Annotated in this window: 27 protein-coding genes; 7 read left to right on the top strand and 20 right to left on the bottom strand. The window is 40.6% G+C overall.

Annotated elements, in window-relative coordinates; all coding sequences use genetic code 11:
• Positions 1-46: 46 nt before the first annotated feature.
• The 11 genes from ACIQXR_RS14675 to ACIQXR_RS14625 all read right to left on the bottom strand — a co-directional run bounded on the left by ACIQXR_RS14675 (position 47) and on the right by ACIQXR_RS14625 (position 10,462).
• The gene (locus ACIQXR_RS14675) at positions 47-247 is read right to left on the bottom strand and encodes a YkvA family protein (protein WP_402957647.1); all 201 of its coding nucleotides are present in this window, start codon (positions 245-247) and stop codon (positions 47-49) included.
• Positions 248-476: 229 nt separating this feature from the next.
• Positions 477-830, bottom strand: coding sequence for a hypothetical protein (locus ACIQXR_RS14670; RefSeq protein WP_403080268.1), 354 nt, complete (start codon positions 828-830; stop codon positions 477-479).
• Between the two features lie 137 nt (positions 831-967).
• Positions 968-1,444, bottom strand: a complete 477-nt coding sequence (locus ACIQXR_RS14665) for a hypothetical protein (protein ID WP_403080266.1) — start codon at positions 1,442-1,444, stop codon at positions 968-970.
• 111 nt (positions 1,445-1,555) lie between these two features.
• Positions 1,556-2,341 (bottom strand): SDR family oxidoreductase, encoded by a 786-nt coding sequence (locus ACIQXR_RS14660; protein ID WP_403080264.1) that lies wholly within the window; start codon positions 2,339-2,341, stop codon positions 1,556-1,558.
• A gap of 146 nt (positions 2,342-2,487) precedes the next feature.
• Positions 2,488-2,922, bottom strand: coding sequence for a DUF3997 domain-containing protein (locus tag ACIQXR_RS14655; RefSeq protein WP_403080263.1), 435 nt, complete (start codon positions 2,920-2,922; stop codon positions 2,488-2,490).
• Between the two features lie 423 nt (positions 2,923-3,345).
• A complete protein-coding gene (gene blaOXA, locus ACIQXR_RS14650) occupies positions 3,346-4,119 on the bottom strand; it encodes a class D beta-lactamase (RefSeq protein ID WP_403080322.1) in 774 nt (257 codons plus the stop codon).
• A gap of 141 nt (positions 4,120-4,260) precedes the next feature.
• Positions 4,261-5,658, bottom strand: coding sequence for a right-handed parallel beta-helix repeat-containing protein (locus ACIQXR_RS14645; RefSeq protein WP_403080262.1), 1,398 nt, complete (start codon positions 5,656-5,658; stop codon positions 4,261-4,263).
• Positions 5,659-5,799: 141 nt separating this feature from the next.
• Entirely contained in the window at positions 5,800-6,537 is a 738-nt protein-coding gene (gene nagB, locus ACIQXR_RS14640) for a glucosamine-6-phosphate deaminase (RefSeq protein ID WP_403080260.1), read from the bottom strand.
• A 1-nt stretch (position 6,538) separates the two neighbouring features.
• Positions 6,539-7,732, bottom strand: coding sequence for an N-acetylglucosamine-6-phosphate deacetylase (gene nagA / locus ACIQXR_RS14635; RefSeq protein WP_403080321.1), 1,194 nt, complete (start codon positions 7,730-7,732; stop codon positions 6,539-6,541).
• A gap of 153 nt (positions 7,733-7,885) precedes the next feature.
• Positions 7,886-9,424 carry a sodium:solute symporter family protein gene (locus tag ACIQXR_RS14630; RefSeq protein ID WP_403080258.1) on the bottom strand — a complete coding sequence of 513 codons (1,539 nt, stop codon included), beginning with the start codon at positions 9,422-9,424 and terminating at the stop codon, positions 7,886-7,888.
• Between the two features lie 168 nt (positions 9,425-9,592).
• Positions 9,593-10,462: an N-acetylneuraminate lyase gene (locus ACIQXR_RS14625; protein ID WP_402873563.1), complete on the bottom strand. Its 870-nt coding sequence runs from the start codon at positions 10,460-10,462 to the stop codon at positions 9,593-9,595.
• 173 nt (positions 10,463-10,635) lie between these two features.
• Here ACIQXR_RS14625 and ACIQXR_RS14620 point away from each other — a divergent pair, with 173 nt between their 5' ends.
• Genes ACIQXR_RS14620 through ACIQXR_RS14605 form a run of 4 tightly spaced genes read left to right on the top strand, consistent with a single transcriptional unit; the run spans position 10,636 to position 13,564 of the window.
• Positions 10,636-11,337, top strand: a complete 702-nt coding sequence (locus ACIQXR_RS14620; protein WP_402873560.1) for a FadR/GntR family transcriptional regulator — start codon at positions 10,636-10,638, stop codon at positions 11,335-11,337.
• Entirely contained in the window at positions 11,324-11,995 is a 672-nt protein-coding gene (locus tag ACIQXR_RS14615; protein ID WP_402873557.1) for a FadR/GntR family transcriptional regulator, read from the top strand. Before ACIQXR_RS14620 ends, ACIQXR_RS14615 begins: the two co-directional genes overlap by 14 nt.
• Positions 11,996-12,005: 10 nt before the next feature.
• Positions 12,006-12,890, top strand: a complete 885-nt coding sequence (locus tag ACIQXR_RS14610) for an ROK family protein (RefSeq protein ID WP_403080256.1) — start codon at positions 12,006-12,008, stop codon at positions 12,888-12,890.
• Entirely contained in the window at positions 12,884-13,564 is a 681-nt protein-coding gene (locus ACIQXR_RS14605) for an N-acetylmannosamine-6-phosphate 2-epimerase (RefSeq protein WP_403080253.1), read from the top strand. Before ACIQXR_RS14610 ends, ACIQXR_RS14605 begins: the two co-directional genes overlap by 7 nt.
• A gap of 106 nt (positions 13,565-13,670) precedes the next feature.
• Here ACIQXR_RS14605 and ACIQXR_RS14600 read toward each other — a convergent pair whose 3' ends face one another.
• From ACIQXR_RS14600 to ACIQXR_RS14560, 9 genes are all read right to left on the bottom strand, one after another.
• Positions 13,671-14,501 (bottom strand): DUF1835 domain-containing protein, encoded by an 831-nt coding sequence (locus ACIQXR_RS14600; RefSeq protein WP_403080251.1) that lies wholly within the window; start codon positions 14,499-14,501, stop codon positions 13,671-13,673.
• 15 nt (positions 14,502-14,516) lie between these two features.
• The gene (locus ACIQXR_RS14595) at positions 14,517-15,341 is read right to left on the bottom strand and encodes a class I SAM-dependent methyltransferase (RefSeq protein WP_403080249.1); all 825 of its coding nucleotides are present in this window, start codon (positions 15,339-15,341) and stop codon (positions 14,517-14,519) included.
• A 63-nt stretch (positions 15,342-15,404) separates the two neighbouring features.
• Complete coding sequence (locus ACIQXR_RS14590; RefSeq protein WP_403080247.1) at positions 15,405-15,842, bottom strand: GNAT family N-acetyltransferase; 438 nt, start codon at positions 15,840-15,842, stop codon at positions 15,405-15,407.
• A 171-nt stretch (positions 15,843-16,013) separates the two neighbouring features.
• Positions 16,014-16,259, bottom strand: coding sequence for a hypothetical protein (locus ACIQXR_RS14585; RefSeq protein ID WP_402873921.1), 246 nt, complete (start codon positions 16,257-16,259; stop codon positions 16,014-16,016).
• Positions 16,260-16,408: 149 nt separating this feature from the next.
• Positions 16,409-16,588 (bottom strand): DUF4083 domain-containing protein, encoded by a 180-nt coding sequence (locus ACIQXR_RS14580; RefSeq protein WP_402873540.1) that lies wholly within the window; start codon positions 16,586-16,588, stop codon positions 16,409-16,411.
• 194 nt (positions 16,589-16,782) lie between these two features.
• Complete coding sequence (locus ACIQXR_RS14575) at positions 16,783-17,643, bottom strand: HAD family hydrolase (protein ID WP_403080246.1); 861 nt, start codon at positions 17,641-17,643, stop codon at positions 16,783-16,785.
• Between the two features lie 99 nt (positions 17,644-17,742).
• Entirely contained in the window at positions 17,743-19,011 is a 1,269-nt protein-coding gene (locus tag ACIQXR_RS14570; RefSeq protein WP_403080244.1) for a PTS ascorbate transporter subunit IIC, read from the bottom strand.
• A gap of 28 nt (positions 19,012-19,039) precedes the next feature.
• Positions 19,040-19,306 (bottom strand): PTS sugar transporter subunit IIB, encoded by a 267-nt coding sequence (locus ACIQXR_RS14565; protein WP_402957611.1) that lies wholly within the window; start codon positions 19,304-19,306, stop codon positions 19,040-19,042.
• Positions 19,303-21,369, bottom strand: a complete 2,067-nt coding sequence (locus ACIQXR_RS14560; protein WP_403080243.1) for a BglG family transcription antiterminator — start codon at positions 21,367-21,369, stop codon at positions 19,303-19,305. Before ACIQXR_RS14560 ends, ACIQXR_RS14565 begins: the two co-directional genes overlap by 4 nt.
• 312 nt (positions 21,370-21,681) lie before the next feature.
• On the opposite strand from ACIQXR_RS14560, the gene ACIQXR_RS14555 reads away from it, so the two are divergent.
• The 3 genes from ACIQXR_RS14555 to ACIQXR_RS14545 all read left to right on the top strand — a co-directional run bounded on the left by ACIQXR_RS14555 (position 21,682) and on the right by ACIQXR_RS14545 (position 22,988).
• Positions 21,682-21,996 (top strand): ArsR/SmtB family transcription factor, encoded by a 315-nt coding sequence (locus tag ACIQXR_RS14555; RefSeq protein ID WP_403080241.1) that lies wholly within the window; start codon positions 21,682-21,684, stop codon positions 21,994-21,996.
• A gap of 79 nt (positions 21,997-22,075) precedes the next feature.
• A complete protein-coding gene (locus tag ACIQXR_RS14550; RefSeq protein WP_403080239.1) occupies positions 22,076-22,504 on the top strand; it encodes a DMT family transporter in 429 nt (142 codons plus the stop codon).
• Positions 22,505-22,517: 13 nt separating this feature from the next.
• On the top strand, positions 22,518-22,988 hold the full coding sequence (locus ACIQXR_RS14545) for a DMT family transporter (protein WP_403080237.1): 471 nt from the start codon (positions 22,518-22,520) through the stop codon (positions 22,986-22,988).
• The last annotated feature ends 708 nt before the right edge of the window (positions 22,989-23,696 follow it).

Below are 23,696 nucleotides of genomic sequence, written 5' to 3'. Positions count from 1 at the left end.
CTTTTTTTTATGAAAACGATTAAGTAACTGTTTACCTATTAATCTACTAACCTTTTATGACGTCAGGACGAGATTTCTTGGTAAACAAATCTGTGTATAAGCATTTGCCTAGGTAAAGCAGTACAGCTGCGTCATCAACCTGTCCGAAACCTACTATAAAATCCGGAATGAGATCCGTCGGTACAATCACATATAAGATGGAAGCTACTAGAGCTACCTTTGTTTTCTTCGTTAATCTATTAAACACGGGCTGGTCCATCTCCTTTAAGACGAGTTACATCCAGTATAGCGCACAATTCACGTAAAATCGATTCTTAAACAGAGCTGTAATCGGTAGAATTCAACCACGGATAGGATTAATTCGACCATTCAAGCTAATAATTCAACATTCACGCCAATAATTCAACATTCAACGCCAGTAATCCGACATTCAGTCTAAATAAAAAGACCCTCACCATGTAAGGGCCTTCCAATGACTAAATACCTAACCAGTTTTCGATCAGTACGACGATATACAAAACAAACCAGATACCCTGTAGCAGAAGCGCAGCACTGAACAACCGGCTTTTCGTGTATTCATCCCGGATGAAAAGCCTCCAGGTCAGCATCAGAACCACCGATACACCTGGAATCAAAATCGCGGTCATCATGAAATAGTTGGATGCGACATTCCATACAAGCTGAAAAGCAATAATGATAAATGCAAGTAGAAAATGAACCTTTTCCTTCCGTGCCCGGATGACCCAAAGTAAGGTAAGCACCACTGTCGCAAGCAAGATGATTTCTGTCGCCACGATGAAGAAGATATCATATAACGTAACTCCGTCCAAAGCAATCCTCCTTCTCATTACAAGATCGCTTATATGTATATGCCACTTGGACGGAAGAATTGAAAAGTTTTCTACGTTTCCTCCAACAAAGGAAATCCTCCCTACAAAAAATGGTCTTTCGGTAAGTCTATAGCCCTTTACTGGAGGAAGAATTCATTTTCTAATTGTTTCTCTGCTTCAAGCTTGATCATGGAAAGAAACTGCTCCCACGTTAGGTTCTCTCTTAGTCTATTTTCCCCACACTGAAATTCGTCTATCATTTCACTTATGTCATACCATACATTCAGCTCATTAAAGTGTTCGCGAACCACTTCATACACTTCGTAAGCTATATGGGCGACATGTTTATCTTCCCCTAAGATTTGTCTTAATAAGTGATATAAGTAGGCTTTGGCACACTCTTCATGCGTAGGCACTGGCATTTCCCATTCTTTTATAACCATTTGAAAATAATCTTCTACCTCGAATTGGTTAAGAGGTTCTCTAAAGGATGCTAGGATTTTTAATGAGTTCACCGAAGAACCCTCCGTTAATTTTTGATAAGCCCACGTAACATAATCAATAGGCTTTGCTTTTCCTTCATATCTTTTATAATACAGGATTGTCGTATCCATGCCCGTCCCCCATTTGAAATGCCCTTTAATAATTCATACCTTATTAATAGAAGGAAAGCAATTCTATAAAAAAGACCCTTTCGCTTAAGCGAAAAGATCAGTTTTTACTACTTAATATTTATACGACTGTCCACCGTCGATTGGGATGACGGCGGCATTGATGAAGGTTGCTTGTTCGGAAAGCAGGAAAGCTACCAAGTACCCGACCTCTTCCGGTTTCCCAAAGCGTTTCATCGGGTTGACGCTGACGAATTCCTTACCGGCTGCCTCCCAGTTCTCGCCACCCATCTGTTTCAAGGAAGCTTCGACCATCGGCGTCATGATTGCACCCGGAGCAATCGCCTTGATGCTGATGCCGTATTGGCCATACTCGATTCCGGAGTTTCGCGTCAGTCCGACGACACCATGCTTACTTGCCGCATAGCCTGATTGGTTCCCCACGCCGCGGATTCCGCCGACAGATGCCGTGTTGACGATCGTGCCGAATTTCTGCTTTTTCATGACTTCCAGTACATACTTCATCCCGAAGAAAACCCCGTTCAGGTTCACACCCACCACTCTACGGAACTCATCGATTCCATAATCCTCCGTCAGGTTCTGTTTCCCTTCGATTCCGGCGTTATTGAAGAAACTGTCGATGCGGCCGAATCGATCCACTGTTTCATCCACATACTTCTTCACATCCTCTTCCTTTGAAACGTCCGCCGTAATCAAGTGCACTTCCGCCTTGGGGACCGCTTCGTGGATCAACTTTTCCGTTGTTTCCAAGGAATCACTTTTCACATCGACCAAGGAAAGTTTCGCCCCTTCTTTGGCCACTTGCAGGGCAGAAGCCTGTCCCAGTCCAGATCCGGCTCCTGTAATCAGCACGACTTTATCGTCAAAACGATCGTTCATCTTCATTCCTCCATTAAAAAAAGTAATCAGACTCACTGATATTCTTCCCTACCTGGTTTCAGTCATTCGTTTTTCAGATAATATTCACTGTAAAAATTGTCAGAACAAATGAAGGAACACGGAAAAGCTTCTTTAAGAGGGAACGCCTATCCATCTCCCCTAATGTCATCTATTTCTTGTAGCACAATATCATTGGATATTCCAAATTCAGCTTTTTTCTCTGTGAAACTTTTACCATCTAAAGGTCCAGTCACTTCGTCTGTAGTCATTTCCAGTATCCAAAAGCTCACGTTCTTTTCATCAGGAATTTGATAGCCGTCGTCGTCATTTTTCAAACCAAGCTGCTTTGCGATAATATATTTATCATCCCAAGCAACTTCGGTAACTTTTGCAGGAATGACGTCGGTTCCCCAACTACCTTCACTAACTTTTGGTGCAATCTTGACTTCGTCGGCTGATGTTCTTATAACAGAATATCCTCCAGGTAGGTCCATATCATAGTCAGATGGGCCTGGACAACCTGTTAAGAATAAGAGTGAAAGGAAGCTTAATAATAAATAACTCAATAACTTAATTTGCATTACATTCTCCAATCCGCGATGATTCAAAAATTAAAAACAGCTCCGTTATATCTACATCTGTTAGAACAGGTGTAGTTGTTGAATGATCAGGAAATTTAACCAAGAGTCGCGACTAAATTTTGGGTTTCTTCTTTTGATATTTATTACAGAATAGTAGTTATGCCTATACAGTGGACGCACAATACTGGGCATAAATTGAAAACGAAGTGATCAGATTTTAAATGTAAGAGATTATTAGAAGCACAAATCATGTATTTGTAAGTATAGTTGGAAGTCTTTAATCAACAATCCATTAAAAAAGAGTGTCAATCCTTCTTGGATCAGTGCCCTAATGCGAAGCTTATTTTAACATCGGACATGTTTTTCGTATGAAAAAGAGGATGCATGCCTTTATTTCAACATCCTATCCTCTAATTCTTGGTTTCATTCCATTGTCATTACGTGGTACTTCTTTAAAATGTCCATTGTGATGGCTTTAGCATCTGTGCTTGTTCCGGCAATATTCGTAGCAAAACTATACGCATGATTGTCTGTTTTGATAAAACCGACATACCAGCCTATACCTGACCCTTGCCCTGTTTTCCCGTAAAGGGTAAAGTCATCCCCTTCCTTCTGGATCATCATGCGTTTCACGGTTTTCATGACATCCTTATCAAAGGGAAGGTTCTCTTTATATAGTTTCTCCATAAAGTCTACTTGTTCTATTGGTGAAATTTCGAGTGAACTGCTTAACCAGAACTGGTCGATGCCTCCACTAATATCTTGGTTGCCATAAGATATGGTACGAACCCATTCCTCCATTTGCTTCTCTCCAATGTCACGAGCCATCGCTTGATAATACCAAACGACAGAGTTTCTCATCGCAGACCCAAGCGTATGATCTTGGTTCCAGGCCTCAATCTCCCGCTCAACACCATCCCAATACTTAATGTCATATTCATCTTCTACAGCTCCAACTTGCAACCCAATCAAAGAATTTGGCACTTTAAAAGTCGATTGCGGTGCAAATCGTTGATTCGCACGTTCCTGGTTATAGACGAATGTCTTTTCTTTTTTCAGATCACGTAATATGAATGTTCCGTCATGGTTCGTAAAGAATTCATCGACTTCCAGCTTCTTAAGATTCAGGTTGTCCTTGGCAGCGTTCGCTTCACTTGGATGTTGAACACTTGTAATGAATAGAACCACTGCACTCATGCATGCTAAGAAAAACAGCAAATTCCTTCTATTATTCATATTCCCTTCCTCCCTCTGAATATATTTCCTGCCAATCTATCACATTAAATATAACAAAAATATGGAAAATCCAAAATGATGCTATTATACCGTTAACCGAATTTATTTGGACTTGAGCCGGAAATCTCGTTTCCTTTCATTCATGAACTTCGGCTTCTGAAACATACTATTCGTGTCTTGAAGACTTCTCTTTTTAAAGGCAGAGAACCCCATGATATCTTCCGTTTTCCATATCCAACGCGTTTCTTTCTCTCCCCCATGCAGGTAGTAGACATTGTTATCTAGTATGTTCCCTTTGTTTTGCTTGAAAGGGTTACTGATAAGGAGATTGGAATCACCCGCGACCATGATGTTGTTTTCGATTCTATTATGGTTTGTATGATATTGAAGCAATACCTGTCCGCCCTCTTGAAATTCCGTATCATTTTTATACAGGACGTTGCCGGTAATTGTACTGTTTATGGTGCTTCCTCTTTTCCTGTCATACCCACCTATTGCAATGCCCGCACTTCTATTTTCATAAATCGAATTGTTTTGTATGGTGATGGAACTAGTAACTTTGCCCTCATGCTCGCTAGCCGCTTCGATTCCTATATCGTTTTTATAAACCCTATTCTTCTCGATAACGATATCTTTACCACCGTCGACATAGATTCCGCCAGCCGCATATTGGTTTCCGTAGGCTGGATTTCCGTAACTGGATATTTCATAGACTGTGTTGTTACGGATGATACCGTTCCTTGCCTGATCAAATTTTTCAACAGGAGACACACCTTCAAACCCAATAACATCGATTCCGATATTGTCATTTCTCCTGACGATGTTATTTGTAACCTGGAAGTTTGATATATTACCATTCATCACCAACGTTTCACTGGCACCGAGTTTCATCTCTTCTAGTGTATTGCCTGAAAGGATGATATCTTCAATCGCTTGCGGTGCTTCGGTGCCATAAACAGCAATCCCATGGGCATTCCCGTTTTCATGAAGTGTTTCAATATGATGAATATGAGTACGCAAAATACGGATACCGTTTCCGCTTCCGCTAACGGATATTCCGATTGGCACTAAATCCTCTTGTTCGGTTTTGTAATTTTGGATGTCCAATCCATCGATGGTAACGTAGCTTTGATTATGTATCGATACTAAACCCTGGTCATCCCATGAAACCTCTAGGCCCCTCCCATCGATGATCGCCTTTTCTTTTGGGTAGGCCTTAATGGTGATAGGGGCATTTTCTTTGCCTGATTTCCGTATGACGACTTGTTCATTGTAGACTCCTTTTCGAACATGGACAGTTGTACCCGGTTTTGCTAAATCGACGGCTTTCTGTATGGTTCTTAAAGGTTCTTTCTTACTTCCGACGTTTTTGTCATCCCCAGCGGAAGACACATACAATTTGTTGTTTTCCTGAGTGGCTTGCCCGGATAGTCCATAAAGGACAAGCCCAATAGAAAACACCAACAAAAGAAACAGTACGGCTCTTCTTTTCTTGTTCAAAAACCCGCCTCCCCTCAACTTCTTGTTTGTCTTCTAATATTCTGAACCCCATGTTGATAAAAGAATCTTCAACAAAAAAAGGTTAACCAATAAAAACAGGTTAACCTTATCATACGACTCGCCAAGATCATTGCAACCCCGTTAACAGTTCTGCTTGAGTTCCGCCAACGCTTCACGATCGGCAATAATCATCACATTTTTATGCTGTTTTAGGATGGAAGCTGGGACTTGCTCATTGGTTGGTTCAGATAGTAGTTTGTATAAAATATGTGCCTTTTGCTTTCCGGACACGAGGAGTACGATTTGTTTACTCTTCATGATCGTCGAGATTCCCATCGTCACCGCGTGTTTGGGTACGTCGAAGGGATTATCAAAATAGCAGGCATTTTTTTCTCTTGTGGAGGCTGTAAGCTCCACTACATTCGTGGTGGAGGCAAAAGGTGTACCTGGCTCATTGAATCCAATATGGCCATTCACCCCAATCCCCAATAGCTGAAGGTCTATTCCACCAAGGTTTTCAATGAGCTCTTCATACCTTTGACATTCTGCTTGTAAGTCTGGTGCCATGGTATCCGGCAAATGAGTTTGTTGGATTGGGATATCGATATGGTTAAAGAGATGGTCCTTCATATATGTATGGTAACTAGTGGGATGATCTTTTTCCACTCCTACATATTCGTCCAGGTTCACGGTATGAACATGGCGATAGGAGGTCTGATTTTCCTGATAATCCTTCACTAAGTGTTGATACGTCCCGACCGGCGTTCCTCCAGTCGCAAGGCCCAATACAAGAGAAGGTGTCCGTTTTACTTTGTCCAGAATAAGGTGTGCTGCTTTCTGGCTCATTTCATCGTAGTTTTGAGTTTCAACGATTTCCATATTATTCAACCTCCATTATGCTATATGCCATTTCTCCTCTACAGATGGTCATGACCACTTCATTTTCCTCGTTCAAAATGACTAAGTCTGCATCTTTCCCTACTTTGATGCTTCCTTTTCTATCATCCAGTTGAAGCTGTTTGGCTGGGTTCAGGGCAGCCATTTCAATGGCATCTTCAAGCGGACAATTTGTATAGGATAAGAGGTTCTTAACCGCTTGCCCCATTTTCAGGATACTTCCTGCCAGTGTTCCGTCCGCAAGAACCGCCTTCCCATCTTTCACCGTCACGTCTTGGCCCCCTAAATCGTAGGTTCCGTTTTTCAGGCACTTCGCCCGCATGGAATCAGTAATTAATAGGAGCCCTTCTTTTGACTTTTGTTTATAGGCAAGCTTGATGATTTCTGGACGGACATGAATGCCATCCATAATCATTTCCGCTTTCAATTCATCACGCAAAAGGGCAGCTCCGGCAACTCCCGGTTCACGGTGATGTAGGCCTTTCATTTGATTAAACAGATGCGTGACTTGCGTTGCACCATCCGAAATCGCTTGATCCACTTCGTCATATGTTGCACCTGAATGGCCAATGGAAGCCACAATTCCATGCTCCTTTAAATAACGGATTAATTCGCTTCCACCTGGCTGTTCCGGTGCAAGCGTAACGACTTTGACATGATCATTCGATAACTCATTCCACTTTTTAAAGATGTGTATATCCGGATCGATCATATATTGTGCTGGCTGCGCCCCTGCCATCTTTGGATTGACGAAGGGCCCTTCTAAATGAATGCCAACGATTTCGGCCATTCCCGGTGGCTGATGGTCATCGATGTACTGACCGGCATTCATTAACGCGTTCTCGATGGCTTGGGGTTCCTGCGTCATGGTGGTAGCTAAAAAACTCGTCGTCCCTTCCCAAGGAAGAGCTGCAGCCATACGCTTTAACGCTTCCTGCGTTGCGTCCATGGTATCGGCGCCATTTACGCCATGAATATGAATGTCGATCATTCCCGGTATCACCTTATAATCCGGCAGGGCATGAAAATCAATGACCTCACCCTTAAACTCTAAGTCATTTACATCATCCATAGAACCAAAGGCAACGATTTTTCCATCCTTCGCCATTAAAAACCCACATTCAATCCTTTTTCTTTCACTGTAAATCGTTATATTCTTAAGGATCATGCATTTCATTTTATTCACAAAATCCCCTTCTCTTATCCATGTATTTATGTTCACTATCCAAGGTTAAAAACCCTTTATTTATTTTCGTCATGCTTTGGGTAAATGGAAATGTAGTAAATAGCCAATCATCAACATGACTGGCTATCCTTATATGAGACTTTCTTACCCTGCTTTAGACTTTGATTGCGGTTCTGGGTGTAGGTTAGGCTTCACATATTCTTCGTTTTTCGTATAAATGGTCAACCCTGTGGTGTTTTTGTTGAATTTCGGGAATAGCAAACTTACAACATAACCAAATCCAAAGGAAGTAATGAACGAGACGATACTAACGACGAAGGGCGTCAGGTCTGTTTGTTGCACGAAATAGGAGGTAATCGCACTTAAGATTAGACCGATCAATACTCCAGGTGTATTGGCACGTTTCGTGAATATCCCAAGAGCAAAGATACCGGCAATCGGAACACCGAATAATCCTGTGATAGCCAAGAACAAGTTCCATGTTTCAGCTTGATTGCTTGAAATGAGATATAAAGCGGCTGCCATACCTAGTACACCGGACGCGATAATGACAATTCTCGCCAATAATACATCACTTTTTTCATTTGCACCTAAAAATCTTTGTTTAAAATCGACTGTTACACAAGCGGAAATACTATTTAAACTAGAGGAGATTGTAGATTGGCAAGCGGCAAATATGGCGGCGATCAGTAAACCCGCTACCCCCGCTGGTAAACTTGAAACGATGAAATACGGCACGATGGCTGAAGTATTAAATCCTTCTGGAAGGGCTTCAACATTCGTATAGTAACTATAAAGGACGGTACCAAATCCAAAAAAGACAGGGATCGTGATAAGAGCCAAGATTCCATTGGTCCACAAAGACTTATTTGTCTCTTTGATTGAACTAGTCGTTTGATAACGTTGTACGACGTCTTGACTGGCTGTATATTGATGTAGATTATTAAAGATGGAGCCTAAGAAGATAATCGGGATCGCTGCCGTGACGGCACTGAACTTGAAACTGTCTGCCGTTACCACTTTCTTGTTGTTGACCGCATCATCGATAACTGTCGAGAGTCCGCCATCGATAGAGAAGATTCCAAGGACCACAAGTAAAATGGCACCGCCTAGAAGGATGATCCCTTGAATCACATCGCTCCAAATGACCCCTTCAATCCCCCCGAGGAACGTATAAACAATACATAAACCTCCAACCGCAAGCGCTATGATAAAGGGATTGATATCGGAAACGAGTGTAATGGCAAGCGTTGGCAAGTAGACGACAATCGCTATACGGCCAATGTGGAAAAGTGTAAAGAGTAAACTTCCTATCACGCGAAGAGATACACCGAAGCGCTCCTCTAAATATTCATAGGCCGTCGTGACATTCAGCTTCCTAAAGAAAGGAATATAAAAATAGATCAACACAGGTATGATGGCCAGTATTGATAGATTACCTGCTGCATAAGTCCAATCAGATAAAAATGCCTGTTCTGGTGTCGACATATACGTAATCGCACTTAACGTTGTAGCATAGATACTGAAACCCGCGGCCCAAGCAGGAATCTTACCGCCTGCGGTAAAGAACGCATCAGTATTCTTACCAGATTTCTTTGTAAAATAAAGCCCCACTGCTAGCATCGCTAGTAGATAGACCACCATGACAGCCCAGTTAGCCACGCCAAAACTAATCTTCTCCATATAATACACCCCTCATCATAAAATCATTTTATAGAGCTTCCTTAAAAGGTAACAAAAGCGCCTGCCCCCCTCTTCTTTTAAAAAAAGAGTGGCACGCCCTTGCGGTACATCGTGATTACAGAAAAATCAGATAGTTAAGTGTCCAACACATTCTATCTATGAGCTATCTTATAAGTTAAAATCTTTTACGAGTTGTTCCACTTCTTCCCTTTTGCTTGAATCAAATGGAGCCATCGGTTTTTTGACCGTACCTGCTTGGATGCCTTTTACATTCAGTACTTCTTTCAACGTTTGATATAATCCCAAATCTAGCACTCTTTCAATAAGGTCATTGGTGACGTGCTGAATCTCATACGCCTCCGCTACCTTGCCACTTTGCGCCAACTCCAAAATCTGTCTAGATCGCTTTCCATTGATATTATATGTACTCCCGATTGCCCCATCCACTCCTGAAATGGCTCCATAGATAAGCATTTCATCGAATCCAGAATAGATCAGTTTATCTGGGAATCTTTTACGAAGTCGCTCCAATAAGTAGAAGTCTCCATCCGTATATTTCACGCCGATGACTTTGTCATTTTGAAAGAGTTCCTCAAATTGATCCATGTTCATCGATACACCCGTTAAGAATGGAATGGCGTAAATGATCATATTATTGCCTGTATTATCAATGATGGTTTCATAGTAATGCTTGATCTCTTCAAAATTGAACTTATAGTAAAACGGCGTGACGGCTGATAGACTATCATAGCCAAGCTCTGTTGCAAATTGACCCAGTTCAACGGCTTCGTCCAGATTGATCGATCCTACCTGGGCGATTAGCTTGACCTCCCCTTTACTCTCTTCACTGACAATTTCGAAAATTCGCTTTTTTTGATCGGTAGATAGCATGAAGTTTTCACCTGAGCTGCCATTCACATATAGTCCGTCCACTTTCTGAACATCAATATTTTGTCTAACGATCTCACGCAAGCCTTGTTCGATAATCTTCCCATTTTCATCAAATGGTATCAGTAGTGCTGAAAATAACCCCTTCATATCTTAACCCCCTAATTAGTTTGAAAAATTCAGATAACAAAGATATAATATTGTCAGACCAATTTTTATTTACAAATTTATCATAAAAGCCTTTCATAAAAATGTCAACAAATTTCAGTAATCCCTTTCCTTCATTTCTATAATATGGTAGACATACATAAAGGGGTGGCGTCATGGCAATTCATAAGACCTCATTGGTCACAATCGCGATTGAAAGAATTAAGAGCCATATCTTAGAAAATAATCTGAAACCGAATGATAAGTTTTTAACAGAAAAAGAACTGGTCGAACAGTTGCAAGTAAGCAGGACGGTTATACGCGAAGCGTTAATCTCGCTCCAAACCGTAGGGATCTTGAACGTGAAGCCCGGTGGCGGTGTCTATATAGCTGAGCCTACACTCGATTCAATCAATACGATACTTAAACATTATTACGACACGCACGGTGTAAAAATGAAAGAATTGATGGAAATTCGGGAAGTCATCGAATTAGGGGCATTGCGATTGATCATCGAGAAACAAGTGGATGTCGATATTGATCATCTCATCAGCATAAATGAATCGTATTATCAGACGATCATCCAAAAACAAGACACGAAACAATTCGACCGTTTATTTCATCAAGCCTTAATTAAATCAACGGAAAATGAAGCCTATTTCAAGTTCAGTGAAGTGATCAGTGAGTACTTTTCCCTGGTTAGAATGGATTTTATCGAGAAAGAGGACACACTGATTGATTCATTCAAACAGCATGCAGACATCATCGATGCTATAAAAATTAAAGATTTGCCAGTGGCTCAAAAAGTCCTAAAGGAACATTTCCAACCCATTTTTCGTTTTATTACTACTTTGGAGGAAGCAAATGGAACCCATTAAAATGGAAGAAAAAAAGCCACTTAAGAAAACGGTCATTCAAGAAATTAAAAACTATATCATTTCGCAAAACTTAAAAGCGGGCGATCAACTCCCAACAGAGCGCAAGTTCACGGAAATGTTTGGCGTAAGCAGGTCCGTAGTGAGGGAAGCGTTGAGCTACCTTGAAAATACGGATGTCATACGCATCAGACAGGGCCAGGGCGCTTTTCTCAATGAATCCAATATAGAAAACCTTTTGGATAACTTCTTCTTTTTATGGCAAATAAACAGCGGGAATATCCGGGATATATTGGGTTTGAGAATTCTATTTGAATCAAGTGCCATTGATGAAATTGTAAAAAATCAGAGTATGGATGATTTGGACATGTTGAAGGAAGTGGTCGAAGAAAGCGAAAAGGCAACGACCCAAGAAGAATTCAAAGAAGCGGATACCCTATTTCATAAGCAGCTTCTGCAAGCCACGAATAATGATTTATTTATACAAATGACGAATATGATCACCAGTTATTTTTTCCAAGTGCAACATATCCACCTCTCCCTAGAAGAATTCAAAGGCCTCATCCAGGAACACAGGAATATTGTCGAAGCGCTACTGATGGGGAATGCCGATGAGGCAAAAACACTTCTCATTCAACATATTAAACAAACGAAAGTGTAGGAGGATATCCATGGCTGATTATTTATCGATTGATATCGGCGGTACGTTTATTAAATATGCCCTCTTGGACGATCAGAAACATCTGCATGGGCATCAACAAGTGAAAACAAAAGAAAATATCGACCAGGCTATACTGAAACAGGTGGAGGCCATCATTTCCGCTGTTTCCAATGAGACGGCCATTAACGGCGTGGGCATCAGCACTGCCGGGATCGTCGACCGGAAAAAAGGGGAAATCATCTTTGCGGGGCCCACTATCCGGGACTATAAAGGTACCGCATTCAAAGCCCATTTATCCCGTACATTCCCTTTCCCCGTTTCTGTAGAAAATGATGTGAATGCCGCTTTGATCGGCGAGCTTTGGCAAGGCGCTGCCCAAGGGGAAAACGATGTGTTTTGCATTACCTTAGGTACGGGGATCGGCGGGGCCTATTATCATGACGGAATCATGGATGGAACCCATCATCAGGCAAACTCCGTCGGCTATCTATTATACGATCCAGAAACAAAAACGAATTATGAAATGAGAGCATCCACAACCGCTTTAAATAGAATGATTGAAAAAGAGTTTGGTAAAAGTGTCTCCACGAAGGAAGTCTTTGAGAAAGCAAGACTCGGTGAAGAGCCATACATAGCCTTGATTGAGGCATGGAGTAAGGAAGTGGCTAAGGGATTGGCGCAAATCATCCTGTTAGTCGATCCGAAGTGTATCCTGATAGGAGGCGGCATATCCCGCCAAGGCGACTTTTTACTGAACCATATACAAAAGCAGCTCACCACTTATCTTCCTACTGATTTTTTGAAGACAGAAATAAAAATTGCTCAATTATATAATGATGCCTCCCTATTCGGGGCGGTCCATCCATTTTTCAAAGGGGGAAATATAGAATGTTAAACGAAGTTAAAGGTGGATTAATCGTATCTTGTCAAGCCTTACCAAATGAGCCTCTACATAGCTCATTCATCATGTCGAAAATGGCGTTGGCCGCTAAACAAGGCGGTGCAAAAGGAATCCGGGCAAACTCCGAAGTGGATATCATCGCGATAAAAAAAGAAGTGGACCTGCCCGTTATCGGCATCGTTAAACGCGACTATGACGATAGCTCCGTGTTCATTACCGCCACTTGCAAGGAAATCGATGAGTTACTGGCTAGTGGCTGCGAGATGATTGCCATGGATGCCACCCATCGGACAAGACCGGAGAATCTTCTTTTAAGCGATCTGGTCAACTATGTAAGAGAAAAGAATCCTAGCATTCAACTCATGGCGGATATCGCTACTTTAGAGGATGCCATACAATCGGAAAAACTCGGATTCGATTGTATTTCCACTACATTACATGGCTACACCGAAGAAACACATGGAAAGAAACTCTATCATGATGATTTTGAATTCTTGAAACAGGTTCTCCAGCATGTGAACATCCCCGTTATTGCGGAAGGAAATGTCATGACACCCGACATGTATAAAAGGTGCATGGAATTGGGCGCCCATGCAAGTGTCGTTGGAGGGGCCATCACACGTCCAAAAGACATCACACAGCTTTTTGTTAATCAAGTTCAAGGATGATTGGCTTTACCTGTTTGAAGTGGACATCGCACATTCAACCCATTGGTGCATAAAGGGTTGGGTGTGCGATGATAACTATTCAGCATCTTCTATTACGAAAGACATATCATTTATCTTGGCTAGTGTTCAATCGAACTTGATAGGAAAACATCTCACTTAAATGACCGTTATATACAAAAACGCCTTTCTTTATCAACATACGTAAACGGTAATCAATCCATGTATCGTTGATGTCATGCTCACTCCATCCTAAAACATGACCAATCAAGCGAGCAGCGTTGTAAAAATTATCGATACCGTATTCGGATTGCATGTCTTTTGCATACCGGATAATCTCTTGATCATCCCTGGACTCGTCATCCTCGATAATCCTTCCCCTAAACCATGTACGAACTATTGAATGCCCCTCCATTAATTGAAGCGCCTCTGCCTGTAAAAGAACGAGCTCATCTTCAGTAAGTGGATCTAGTAAATTCAGCTTTAGCATTCGCTTCATCTGCGAAGGGCTAACCTCACCAGAATGGCGAATATCATATTGTGTATGTTCATCTTCATGGAAATAAAGCATGGGAAAGTATGTATTGCACACGGAAATCGAACATTTTTTGCCTGACAATAGATGGCTTACTAAGCGTAACCCAAATTGTTCCGCCGCATTTTCACACGTCCAAACAATCACTTGCTCGCCTTCTTTAACCTGTCGAAGACTTGCAAGTGCATCATAAAACAAAGCCACATACTGTTCGCTCATCTTCCCATCAAATCGATAGGCTTCCTGTAGCCATTCCATCCTTTTGGAAAAACCTTTCTCCGTTAATAAACGATGGATGGGGCCTTCACCAAAGTAATCCGGAAACGTGATGATCTCAACATTTTCTCTTTTTAATGCATGGCTCAATGCACCGAATGCTGCTTGATTAAATAAGATATGCTTCACTGGAAAACCCCTCCGTTATCCTAAACTTCCGTTCGAAACACCCACGCATAAAGAAGTCTTTATATCCCTTGTTTTCTTACAAACATAGACCATCCCATAACTATCATTCGTCACAGGTGTTTCATTCCAATCCTCGAAGATACGGACGATCTCCAGTCCGTTAACCGCTAGTATTCGTTCCATTTCTTTAGGGAAGACGTATCGTAACCGTATGTTCGTTCTTTGTTCATCTACTATTTCCCCACTTTGATCTACATACTTTCTGATCGTTGTGTAATGTTGGACCTGACTGAGTGAGTCATAGGTGCTTTTCGTATAAACATCGATCCTTTTTTGCGTATCCTTATCTTCAATGGTTCTCCAGTATTCTTCCGTGTCAGGTTGGAGTAATTCCTCCATGCTTGGAAACCTCGTGTCAAAGATGAATAGCCCATCAAGCTCTAAATGTTTATTTACAGATGATAAGAATCCGTCCTGATCTTCGTTTGTAAGAAAATGCTGAAAGGAATTCCCGACTGAAAAGATCAAATGACTTCTTACATTCAAGGTAAGCATTCTAGCATCCTGTTCGATCCATTCAATATGTACATTCAGGTCCGACGACTTCCTTTTTGCTTCGTCTAGCATTCCTTTATGGACATCCACACCGATAAGTTCATAGCCTTTCCTCGCTAAAGGAATGGTCGCCCGCCCTGTCCCACAAGCTAAATCAATGATGGGCCCTTCGGTTTTTGCAGCCCATTTCAATAGATAAGGAAGGTCTTGCCTATATGAATCATTTTCCTTATCATATAAAATCGGATCATCGTACTCTTCTGAATTGCCATTTATATTCTCCATACATGCCTCCTTCAAGAAATAGCAGATTACTAATATTTAGTTTACGTACATTCTTCCTCTAGTTTAAATGTTCTTATGCAAGAATATGATTCTTTCTATTTCTTCAAAACCATTTTTCTTATAAAATTCTTCGGCAGGTATCCCTCTATCTGTGAGAAGTGTAATGTTACTTATATGACTGCCATGAAGCTCCTTTATTAAATGATTTAACATCGCTCTTCCAATACCTTTATTTTGATATTGTGTTTTTACACACATTTCATTAATGAAAAACTCATCTCCGCTCCACCATACTCTTTTTACACCAAAAATAAAGCCGAGAATTTCATCGTTTTCTACCGCTAAAATGCCTAAAAATCCAGGTGTCTGGTAAAAACTCAGTAAATATTTTTCAGCCTTTGTACATGTCCATTCATCATTCCAAGGCTCATCATTAAATACTTCAATAAATGTTTCCGTACATTTAATTAAGTCATTTTTTGCTAGTCGTTTAAATTCCAAGGTACATTCTCCTTATCGCTAAATGGATGATTAAAACCACCTCAACCGTTCATTTATGGATTATTCTACCACAACGTTGTTCTAAGTGAGGCTCCTGTTCGACCCGAACCTGTGTTGGAGATGATGGAATACAAGAAAAAGAGATAGTTTCGGGAACTATCTCTTTTAGGGTCATGGCCCAAATTCAATCTGACCTGTGAACAGCATGATAATAATAATAACCCAATAAATAAAAAAAGATGATGACAGAATTAACCCAATAATCGGGAGCGTATTCTTTTCTGTTTTCTTTACGATACCTACAATAGAAATGATCATACCTAAACCAGTAAGGAAAAATGTTAGATAATCACCAATCAAACTACCAATGTTCGCTATCCTTGTAGGCGTGATAAAAACTATAAAAAAACAAATCATCCCTAAAACAATTGAAATGATACTAATGACCCCATGCTTCTTTTGATAAGTCACTTCTTTTAGTTCCAAGGAAACCAGCTCCTTTATTAGATACTTATTTATAAAGAGCGCCACAATTCAATCCATGGTATTCACGGTTGGCTCACACCTTACTCTCTTTTTTCCTTTTCAAGCAGCTCGATGACTTTATCAAGTTTTTGTTCTACGGCATTAGAATTGCGAGATTTTCTAACGAGGGTCCGGACAAAAAAGTAAACGGCAAAAATCATGCCAAACAGTACGATAAACATCATGAGTTGAAATAGTATATCACCGACATTAATATTCAAAATAATCCACCTTTTCCTTTTTTATCAATCATACCATATGATGGATGGCAGTTGTCTTAGGAGTGATGGGGGCATTTCATTAATCTATGTATAATATTTTCTCCATGACCTCCATTGCTCCCGAGGACGTTCCTTCTCGTTCCTTCTATAATAATAAAGGGCGCACGGAAAATCCGTACGCCCTTTATTATTATTCACTTTGGTTGAGCTATCGGAAATGTTTTTTTCAAAAAGTGATACAGGCCATCTTCTCGATAGGAATACTCCGTCACCTCATCCGCCTGTTCCTTTACCGATTCGAGCGCATTTTTCATAGCGACACAGTGGCCGGAGAGCTTGAATAGAGGAAGGTCATTTTCTCCGTCTCCTACGGCCAGAATATCGTCCGGAGAGAGACTAAAGTGATCAAGCAAGACTTGAACCGCTGTTGCTTTGGATACACCGTCCACGGTCACTTCCACATTGTGATGTGTGGAGGAAGCGGTTGTAAAGGCCGTTTTCTTCTTGAACTTTTCGAGATCTGTGATCCAGTCTTTGATGGCCTTCATTTCTTTACTGAAAAAATATATCTTGGCGACACTTAATTCTTCGAGCTGATCGACCCAGTGGATTTTCTTCTCGACTGCGACCTTTCTGGACAACCATTCGTTTTCATCAACCGTCTCCGGCTTTGTCCCCGTCATATGTTCGACCGTATAGTCTTTATCTTTTTGTAAGGCCATTCTGACGCCATCATTTGGATGGACTTCGTAAAATATCTTTCTCTCTGCTGCTTTATTAATCATGTCATCCACAAGTTCGGAAGGCAGTGCATGTTCAAAAATCTTCTCCGTTCCAATAAAGGCGGACATACCATTGGCCGTTACCATCCCGTCGACGATCAAATCCTCTGGCAGCACATCTCTTAATTCTTTTACCGTTCTTCCCGTTGCAATGAATACCTTCATTCCACTATTCCTAAGTTCGATTAAGTAGTTTTTCAGCGTATCGTTCACCGTATTCACTTCATTCAAAGTCGTGCCATCCATATCGAGCACGATTGCTTTGTATCCCATGTTTCCACCCCGTCCGTGCGAATTTCGTAACAAAAATGCCAACAGCCCATGATCTGTGAGATTTAGGCTGTTGGCGAATCTATCTATTTATCTAGTAGATTAAGAAAATCCTAACAGTTTCAAAATACTTAGTATGAATAGACCTACCACACCGAAATCTGAGTCACCGAATGTCGTGCCTTCAAATCCTATGTCACCTAATAATACCAGTAAAATGGCTGGTAAGAAACTAATGATGAGTCCATTTGCAAAAGATCCCAGCATAGCTCCACGACGACCACCCGTCGCATTTCCAAAGACACCGGCGGCAGCTCCTGTGAAAAAATGTGGCACAAGTCCCGGAACAATAACCTTCAAGCCCAATACCGGCAGCAGGAACATCGATAAGATCCCCGCTATAAAACTAAATAAAAAGCCGATAATCACTGCGTTTGGAGCAAAAGGGAAAATCGTTGGACAATCTAATGCAGGCTTCGTATTGGGCGCAATTTTATCTGCAATCCCTTTGAAGGCTGGCACGATCTCAGCAATCAACATCCGCACCCCAGCTAGAATGATATATACCCCAGCTGCAAATGTAATGGCTTGAATAAACGAAAATACAAGGAAGTTGGAACCAGAGGAAAGCGTTGATTCAATATAATCTTGTCCTGCAAACAGGGCGACAATCAAAAAGAAAATCGTCATTGTCAGCGATACAGCCACTGATGTGTCTCGTAAAAATCCTAAAGATTTAGGGACCTTAATTTGTTCTGTTGTCTTTTCCTTGTTTCCGAACCATTTCCCAATCGTAGCGGAAACGAAATATCCGATTGTCCCAAAGTGACCGATCGCAAAATCATCACTTCCGGTAATCTTTCTTACATAAGGCTGCAGAATGGCAGGAAACACGACCATACATAGTCCTAATAAAATGGAGCCGATAAGGATAAGCGGGAATCCGCCGAGTCCGCCAACCGACAAAGAGACAGCTAGTAGACAGGCCATGAATAATGTATGGTGACCCGTTAAAAAGATATATTTTAATGGAGTAAAGCGAGCTAATAAAATATTCACAATCATACCGAACACCATAATCAGGGCCGTCGATGTTCCAAAATCACTTTGTGCAGCCGCTACAATGGCTTCGTTATTCGGGATGACACCTTCTACATGAAACGCCTGGTCGAACATTTGACTAAATATGTTAAGGGCACCTGTAAGGACGGCTGCCCCTGCTCCGATGATAATGAACCCCATAACCGTTTTCAGCGTACCTGACACGACATCGGCACTGGACTTTCTCTGTAACAGTAAGCCAATCAGAGCGAATAACCCCACGAGTATAGAAGGTGTGCCTAAAATATCGTTCATAATGATATCCAACATAGTCTATTCCCCTTTTACCGAGCTTTAGTTAGACAAGTGATTCCAATTTGGATGTAATTTCAGGAATGCTCATCATATTTTCCAATGTAACAATCGTACGGGTTCCATCATCCAGTTGGCCGACAATATCTGCTGCCCCTAGGAATATATCCGCTTGGACCGATTTAGCGGATGTGAGATCCGTATGATCTACCTCAGCCGTTTTCCCCATTTGTGTTAAAGCCTTTTTCACATTCATCTCCATAATGAAACTACTGCCCAATCCGTTCCCGCACACTACCATGATTTTCTTCATTCTGTTTCCTCCTTAGAATATTTATGTACGTAATCCATAAGTATGGATGGATCCGTTGTCTCTAAAATCGCTTCAATATTAGCTCGTTCATTCAGTAATTGAGTCAGCTGAATTAATGCCCGTAAATGTGAATCGTTATCTACCGCAGCCAAAACAATGATCAACCTAACGGGTTTATCGGGTGCAAATTCCACCGGTTCATCCAATTTCAATAGACTCATGGATAATGAGCGAACACCTTGCTCAGGACGTGCATGAGGGATGGCCACGTCAGGCGTGATCACCACATAGGGACCATTCGTTTCGATTCCTTCAATCATTGCATCCACATATCTCTCTTCGACAGTTCCTAAATCAACAAGAGGCTGGGCTGCAACTCGAATCGCTTCTCTCCACTCTGTAACACGCGGCAGGATTTGAATCGTTTGTAGGTTGAGTAGTTCATCTAACACTGGTTTCTCCGCCTCCTTTAAGGAATATTTATTTACCTTGGGTGTATCTATGTACATCAGGGATTCAAGGGCCTTTTCAAGTTGATCAGGTTCATGGATGGTTGCATATTTTGAAATGACTTTTAACAGAGCGGAACCATCAACATTTTGTGTCGTATACCCATACAATTCCTGCATGACTTGCAGGCGCAGCTTATGTTTGTCCTGCCTTTCCAAAATGGGCGGTACGACAAATAACGGAACTTTGGTTCTCATATGTACCGTTGAAAAAACGAGATCGTATGCTAATGGATACTCGGACGCATTTCGAACAGATAATACATCCAAAAACAATATATCCGGAAATAATTCTTTCAATGTGTAGATGAGAATATTGCTGATGCCAATCCCATTCGGACAAACAACGATGGCTCTTTTGCGGTCATCTAAAGTAGTCCCTTGTCTTCGCAACCAGCCTCCAAAATAAATCGTAAAGTATGCCACTTCCTCTTCAGGTACTGGGCGCCCAATCTCTTTCTCTAGTACCCATAAAGATTTAGTGGTCAGATGGTGCAGTTCAGGATAGACCTTTTGTACCTTTTCCGTCATCGGATTCATGGATGAAAGCCCGTATCTTAGACGATGATAAGCCGGTTTAAAATGAACGTACAATTGCTGGCATAGCTGGTCTTTATCATGTAAATGAACAAAAGCCAATTTTTCGAACTCTTTTACAATCTCCTGCAAAAGCGTTTCGATCACTTCATCCTCCTTGAGCGGAGATATATCCTTTGTCCGGTTCATGCTTAGCAGATGGAGGGTTACATATAAATTTTCCGTTTCGCTCCAAACCGATTGGAACGCATCGGTTTTCGTCATTTGCTCAACCGCTTTAAATTCATCTGTTGTCACAAAAGGTAACCAACTCTGATTGACTTGCAATTCTTCCCCTTTTCCAATGAGCTGATCTGTACATAGAAATAAATAGGTCAATTCATACAGCCGCTCATCCGTAAAGGTGATCCCCAATTCACGTTCAATCTGCTCCAGCTGACGCCGGATGGATTGAATGGTTGATTGTTGATCTCCCCAAATACACTCAATAATCAGATTATTATCTGGACGATTAAGGACATCATGTACCAGTTGTTCAATCATGTATCGCTTGACTCTGCTTTCTCCCTTAATCACATAACCCTCTTGCTTGGAGTACTGAATCTTAAGGTTGACTTCTTGCGCTTTCTCCTTGAGCTGCTTCAGGTCCTTTAATACGGTATTACGTGATAGCCCCGTGATTGATTGAAAATGATAGACAGATAACGCTTCAGGACTAAGCAAAATCATGAGATAGAACAATTTCTCTCTATCTGTCTCAGAAAATACATAATTTCGTTTGGTTAGTTTTACGTTCAATTCTTCCTCTTGAACTTTGTCAGGAAGGGAATACCCTAATTCTTTTTGATAGAGAATGGCTGGATACCCGTGATCGTGAAGCCAATCATTCACTTTACCAAAAGCATATTGAATTTGTCTCCTCGTCAGACCGGTTTGTTCTTCAATATCTTTCATCTTTGAAATGGGTGAATGCTGTAATATTTTTATTAGGTTTGCGCTTCTTTCATCTAAAAACATCGGCTCTCCCTCTCCCTAATTCCACGATACCTTACTTTTCATTTGATATATATGGTTTCTCAGTCCGATTGTTGTCCACATGTCTGCACAAAAATATATTGTACAAATGATGTGCACCTTGGTTTTTGAATCAGTGTACCATATCTCGCCCCTATTTCATGAACAAAAATAAAACCTCGATCCTTAGGGATGAGGCTCGTTTCCTATTTTCGCTATATCACTTGTTCGTTAATGAAGGTACGCTTCATTACCTGTACTCTCTTTATTTCCTCAAGTTGACATATCGAGAAATCTAGATATATAATTACGTCCATGAATCCTATTGATGTATTCAAGGCGTTATCTAACGAAACAAGGCTTCACATCCTTAAGTGGTTAAAGGAACCAGAGAAGCACTTCCCCAAACAAGGCGCTCACCTACCAAAGGGGGTAAGTTATAAAGGTGGAGTATGTGTTGGGGATATTCAAGAAAAAGCCAAAGTTTCTCAATCTACGGTTTCTAGCTACTTAAACATGATGCAAAAAGCTGGGCTACTTGAATCGATTCGTCATGGACAATGGACATACTATAGGCGCAATGAAGAATTTATTCAACAATTAGCCAATTATTTTAGAACGGAGATCTAATTCATCTTGATTTCTGTTTTCCACCTATTTATATCTAGTTTTCTAGATATACAAATATATTAAAAAGGAGAAACTCTAAATGCGCTTTATATCTTATATACTAGCTCTGTTGGCTGGAGCAGCACTTAGCTTTGAAGGGGCTATCTATGCTGAATTGGGAAAATCAATTGGACAAATAGAAACAAGCTTTTATAACTTCTTTATGGGCTCCATTATCATGGGGCTATTGTGGCTATTTTTTGGAAAAGGACGGATTTCCTATACATTTGAAGCACCTAAATGGTCATTACTTGGTGGTGTCCTGGGTGTTGTTTATTTAACCTCCATTGTTATAAGTGTCCCATACGTCGGTGTTGGCATTACAATGGTAGCTGTAATTATCGGACAGTTAGTCATGAGTATGGTCATTGAACATTTTGGGTGGCTAGGCAGTACAAAAACTAGAATAAATAAAGAAAAGATTCTGGCAGTTGTTTCAATGATTATTGCACTTATATTAATCAACTAGGAGGTACACAATTATGGGGTTATTCATGATTTTATTTACATTTTTAGGCGGCATCACATTAAGCGCTCAATCATCTATAAATGGCACATTTAGTCGAAAAGCTGGAACCATTGAAACAACATTTTTGACCTTTCTCACTGGAACCATGTTTCTTACGATTTTCATCATGTTTTTTGGGAGGGGAAATGTGCTTGGCCTTCTAGAAGCACCGAAATGGCAGTTGAGTGCAGCATTTTTAGGCACCATGTACTTACTTCTGACTGTCATGGCCGTTCCTAGAATTGGGGTTATCGCAACCAATATTGCCGGAATAACCGGTCAACTTGTAATTGGTGTAATCATTGATCATTTTGGATGGTTCAATAGCTTAGTCATAGAATTAGATATGAAACGTGTCTTCGCATTACTATTTATGGTCATTTCCCTTTATTTTATCTATAAAGGGAATAAACGCTCGAGAGAAGAATCAAAAACAGCCTATTGATAGTCATACAGTAAATGCAATGATAGCAGTCAAATTGTTTATAGGCATGGTTTAGGTGCTGCAATAGGTCTAAAACTCGTCTAATAAAAAAGTTTTTAACTTGTACTATGAAGAAGATCACTTGTTTTTTATTAATAAAACAAATGATTTTCTTTATTTTTATTCTTGTGAAAGTAGCCTACCCAGTTATAAGAAAAAGGACTGCCGTAGCGATGTGACCCCTTATTTTATAATATCTAGATGGTTAAATAAATTTATCTATTCCATACATGATAACTAAACCATATACAAAGACGTTCATCCAACCTTCCATACATATAAAAAAGAAACCATAAAAATTTACGGTTTCTTCACCCTTGAATCCTATCTACTAGTTAGAAACATTAAATTGCTGCTAAACTTGGTACAAAAAAAGCTGCCTATGTCGACAGCCTGTGGATCTACAAAACCGCATTGAAAATTTCTTTAACAAAAAAAATCACTATAAATATCGCACCAATGATACAAAAAATTGACCAAATGATACTACTTATAAGCTTTATAATGCTAAAATCTTTTTTTTTACTTTTTCCCAACTCATTCAACTCATTTTCTATGTATTTAGCATGCTGTATATGTATCCAAAAGATAGGATGGAGTTAGAATAACCAACGAAATGTTATAATTATACCTAAAATTCCACAGGAAAAGGTAATGAGCTTTATCCCG

The sequence above is a fragment of the Peribacillus sp. NPDC097224 genome (genome assembly GCF_044761985.1).
Taxonomy (GTDB): Bacteria; Bacillota; Bacilli; order Bacillales; family DSM-1321; genus Peribacillus.
This window is presented reverse-complemented; position numbering and strand designations above follow the sequence as displayed.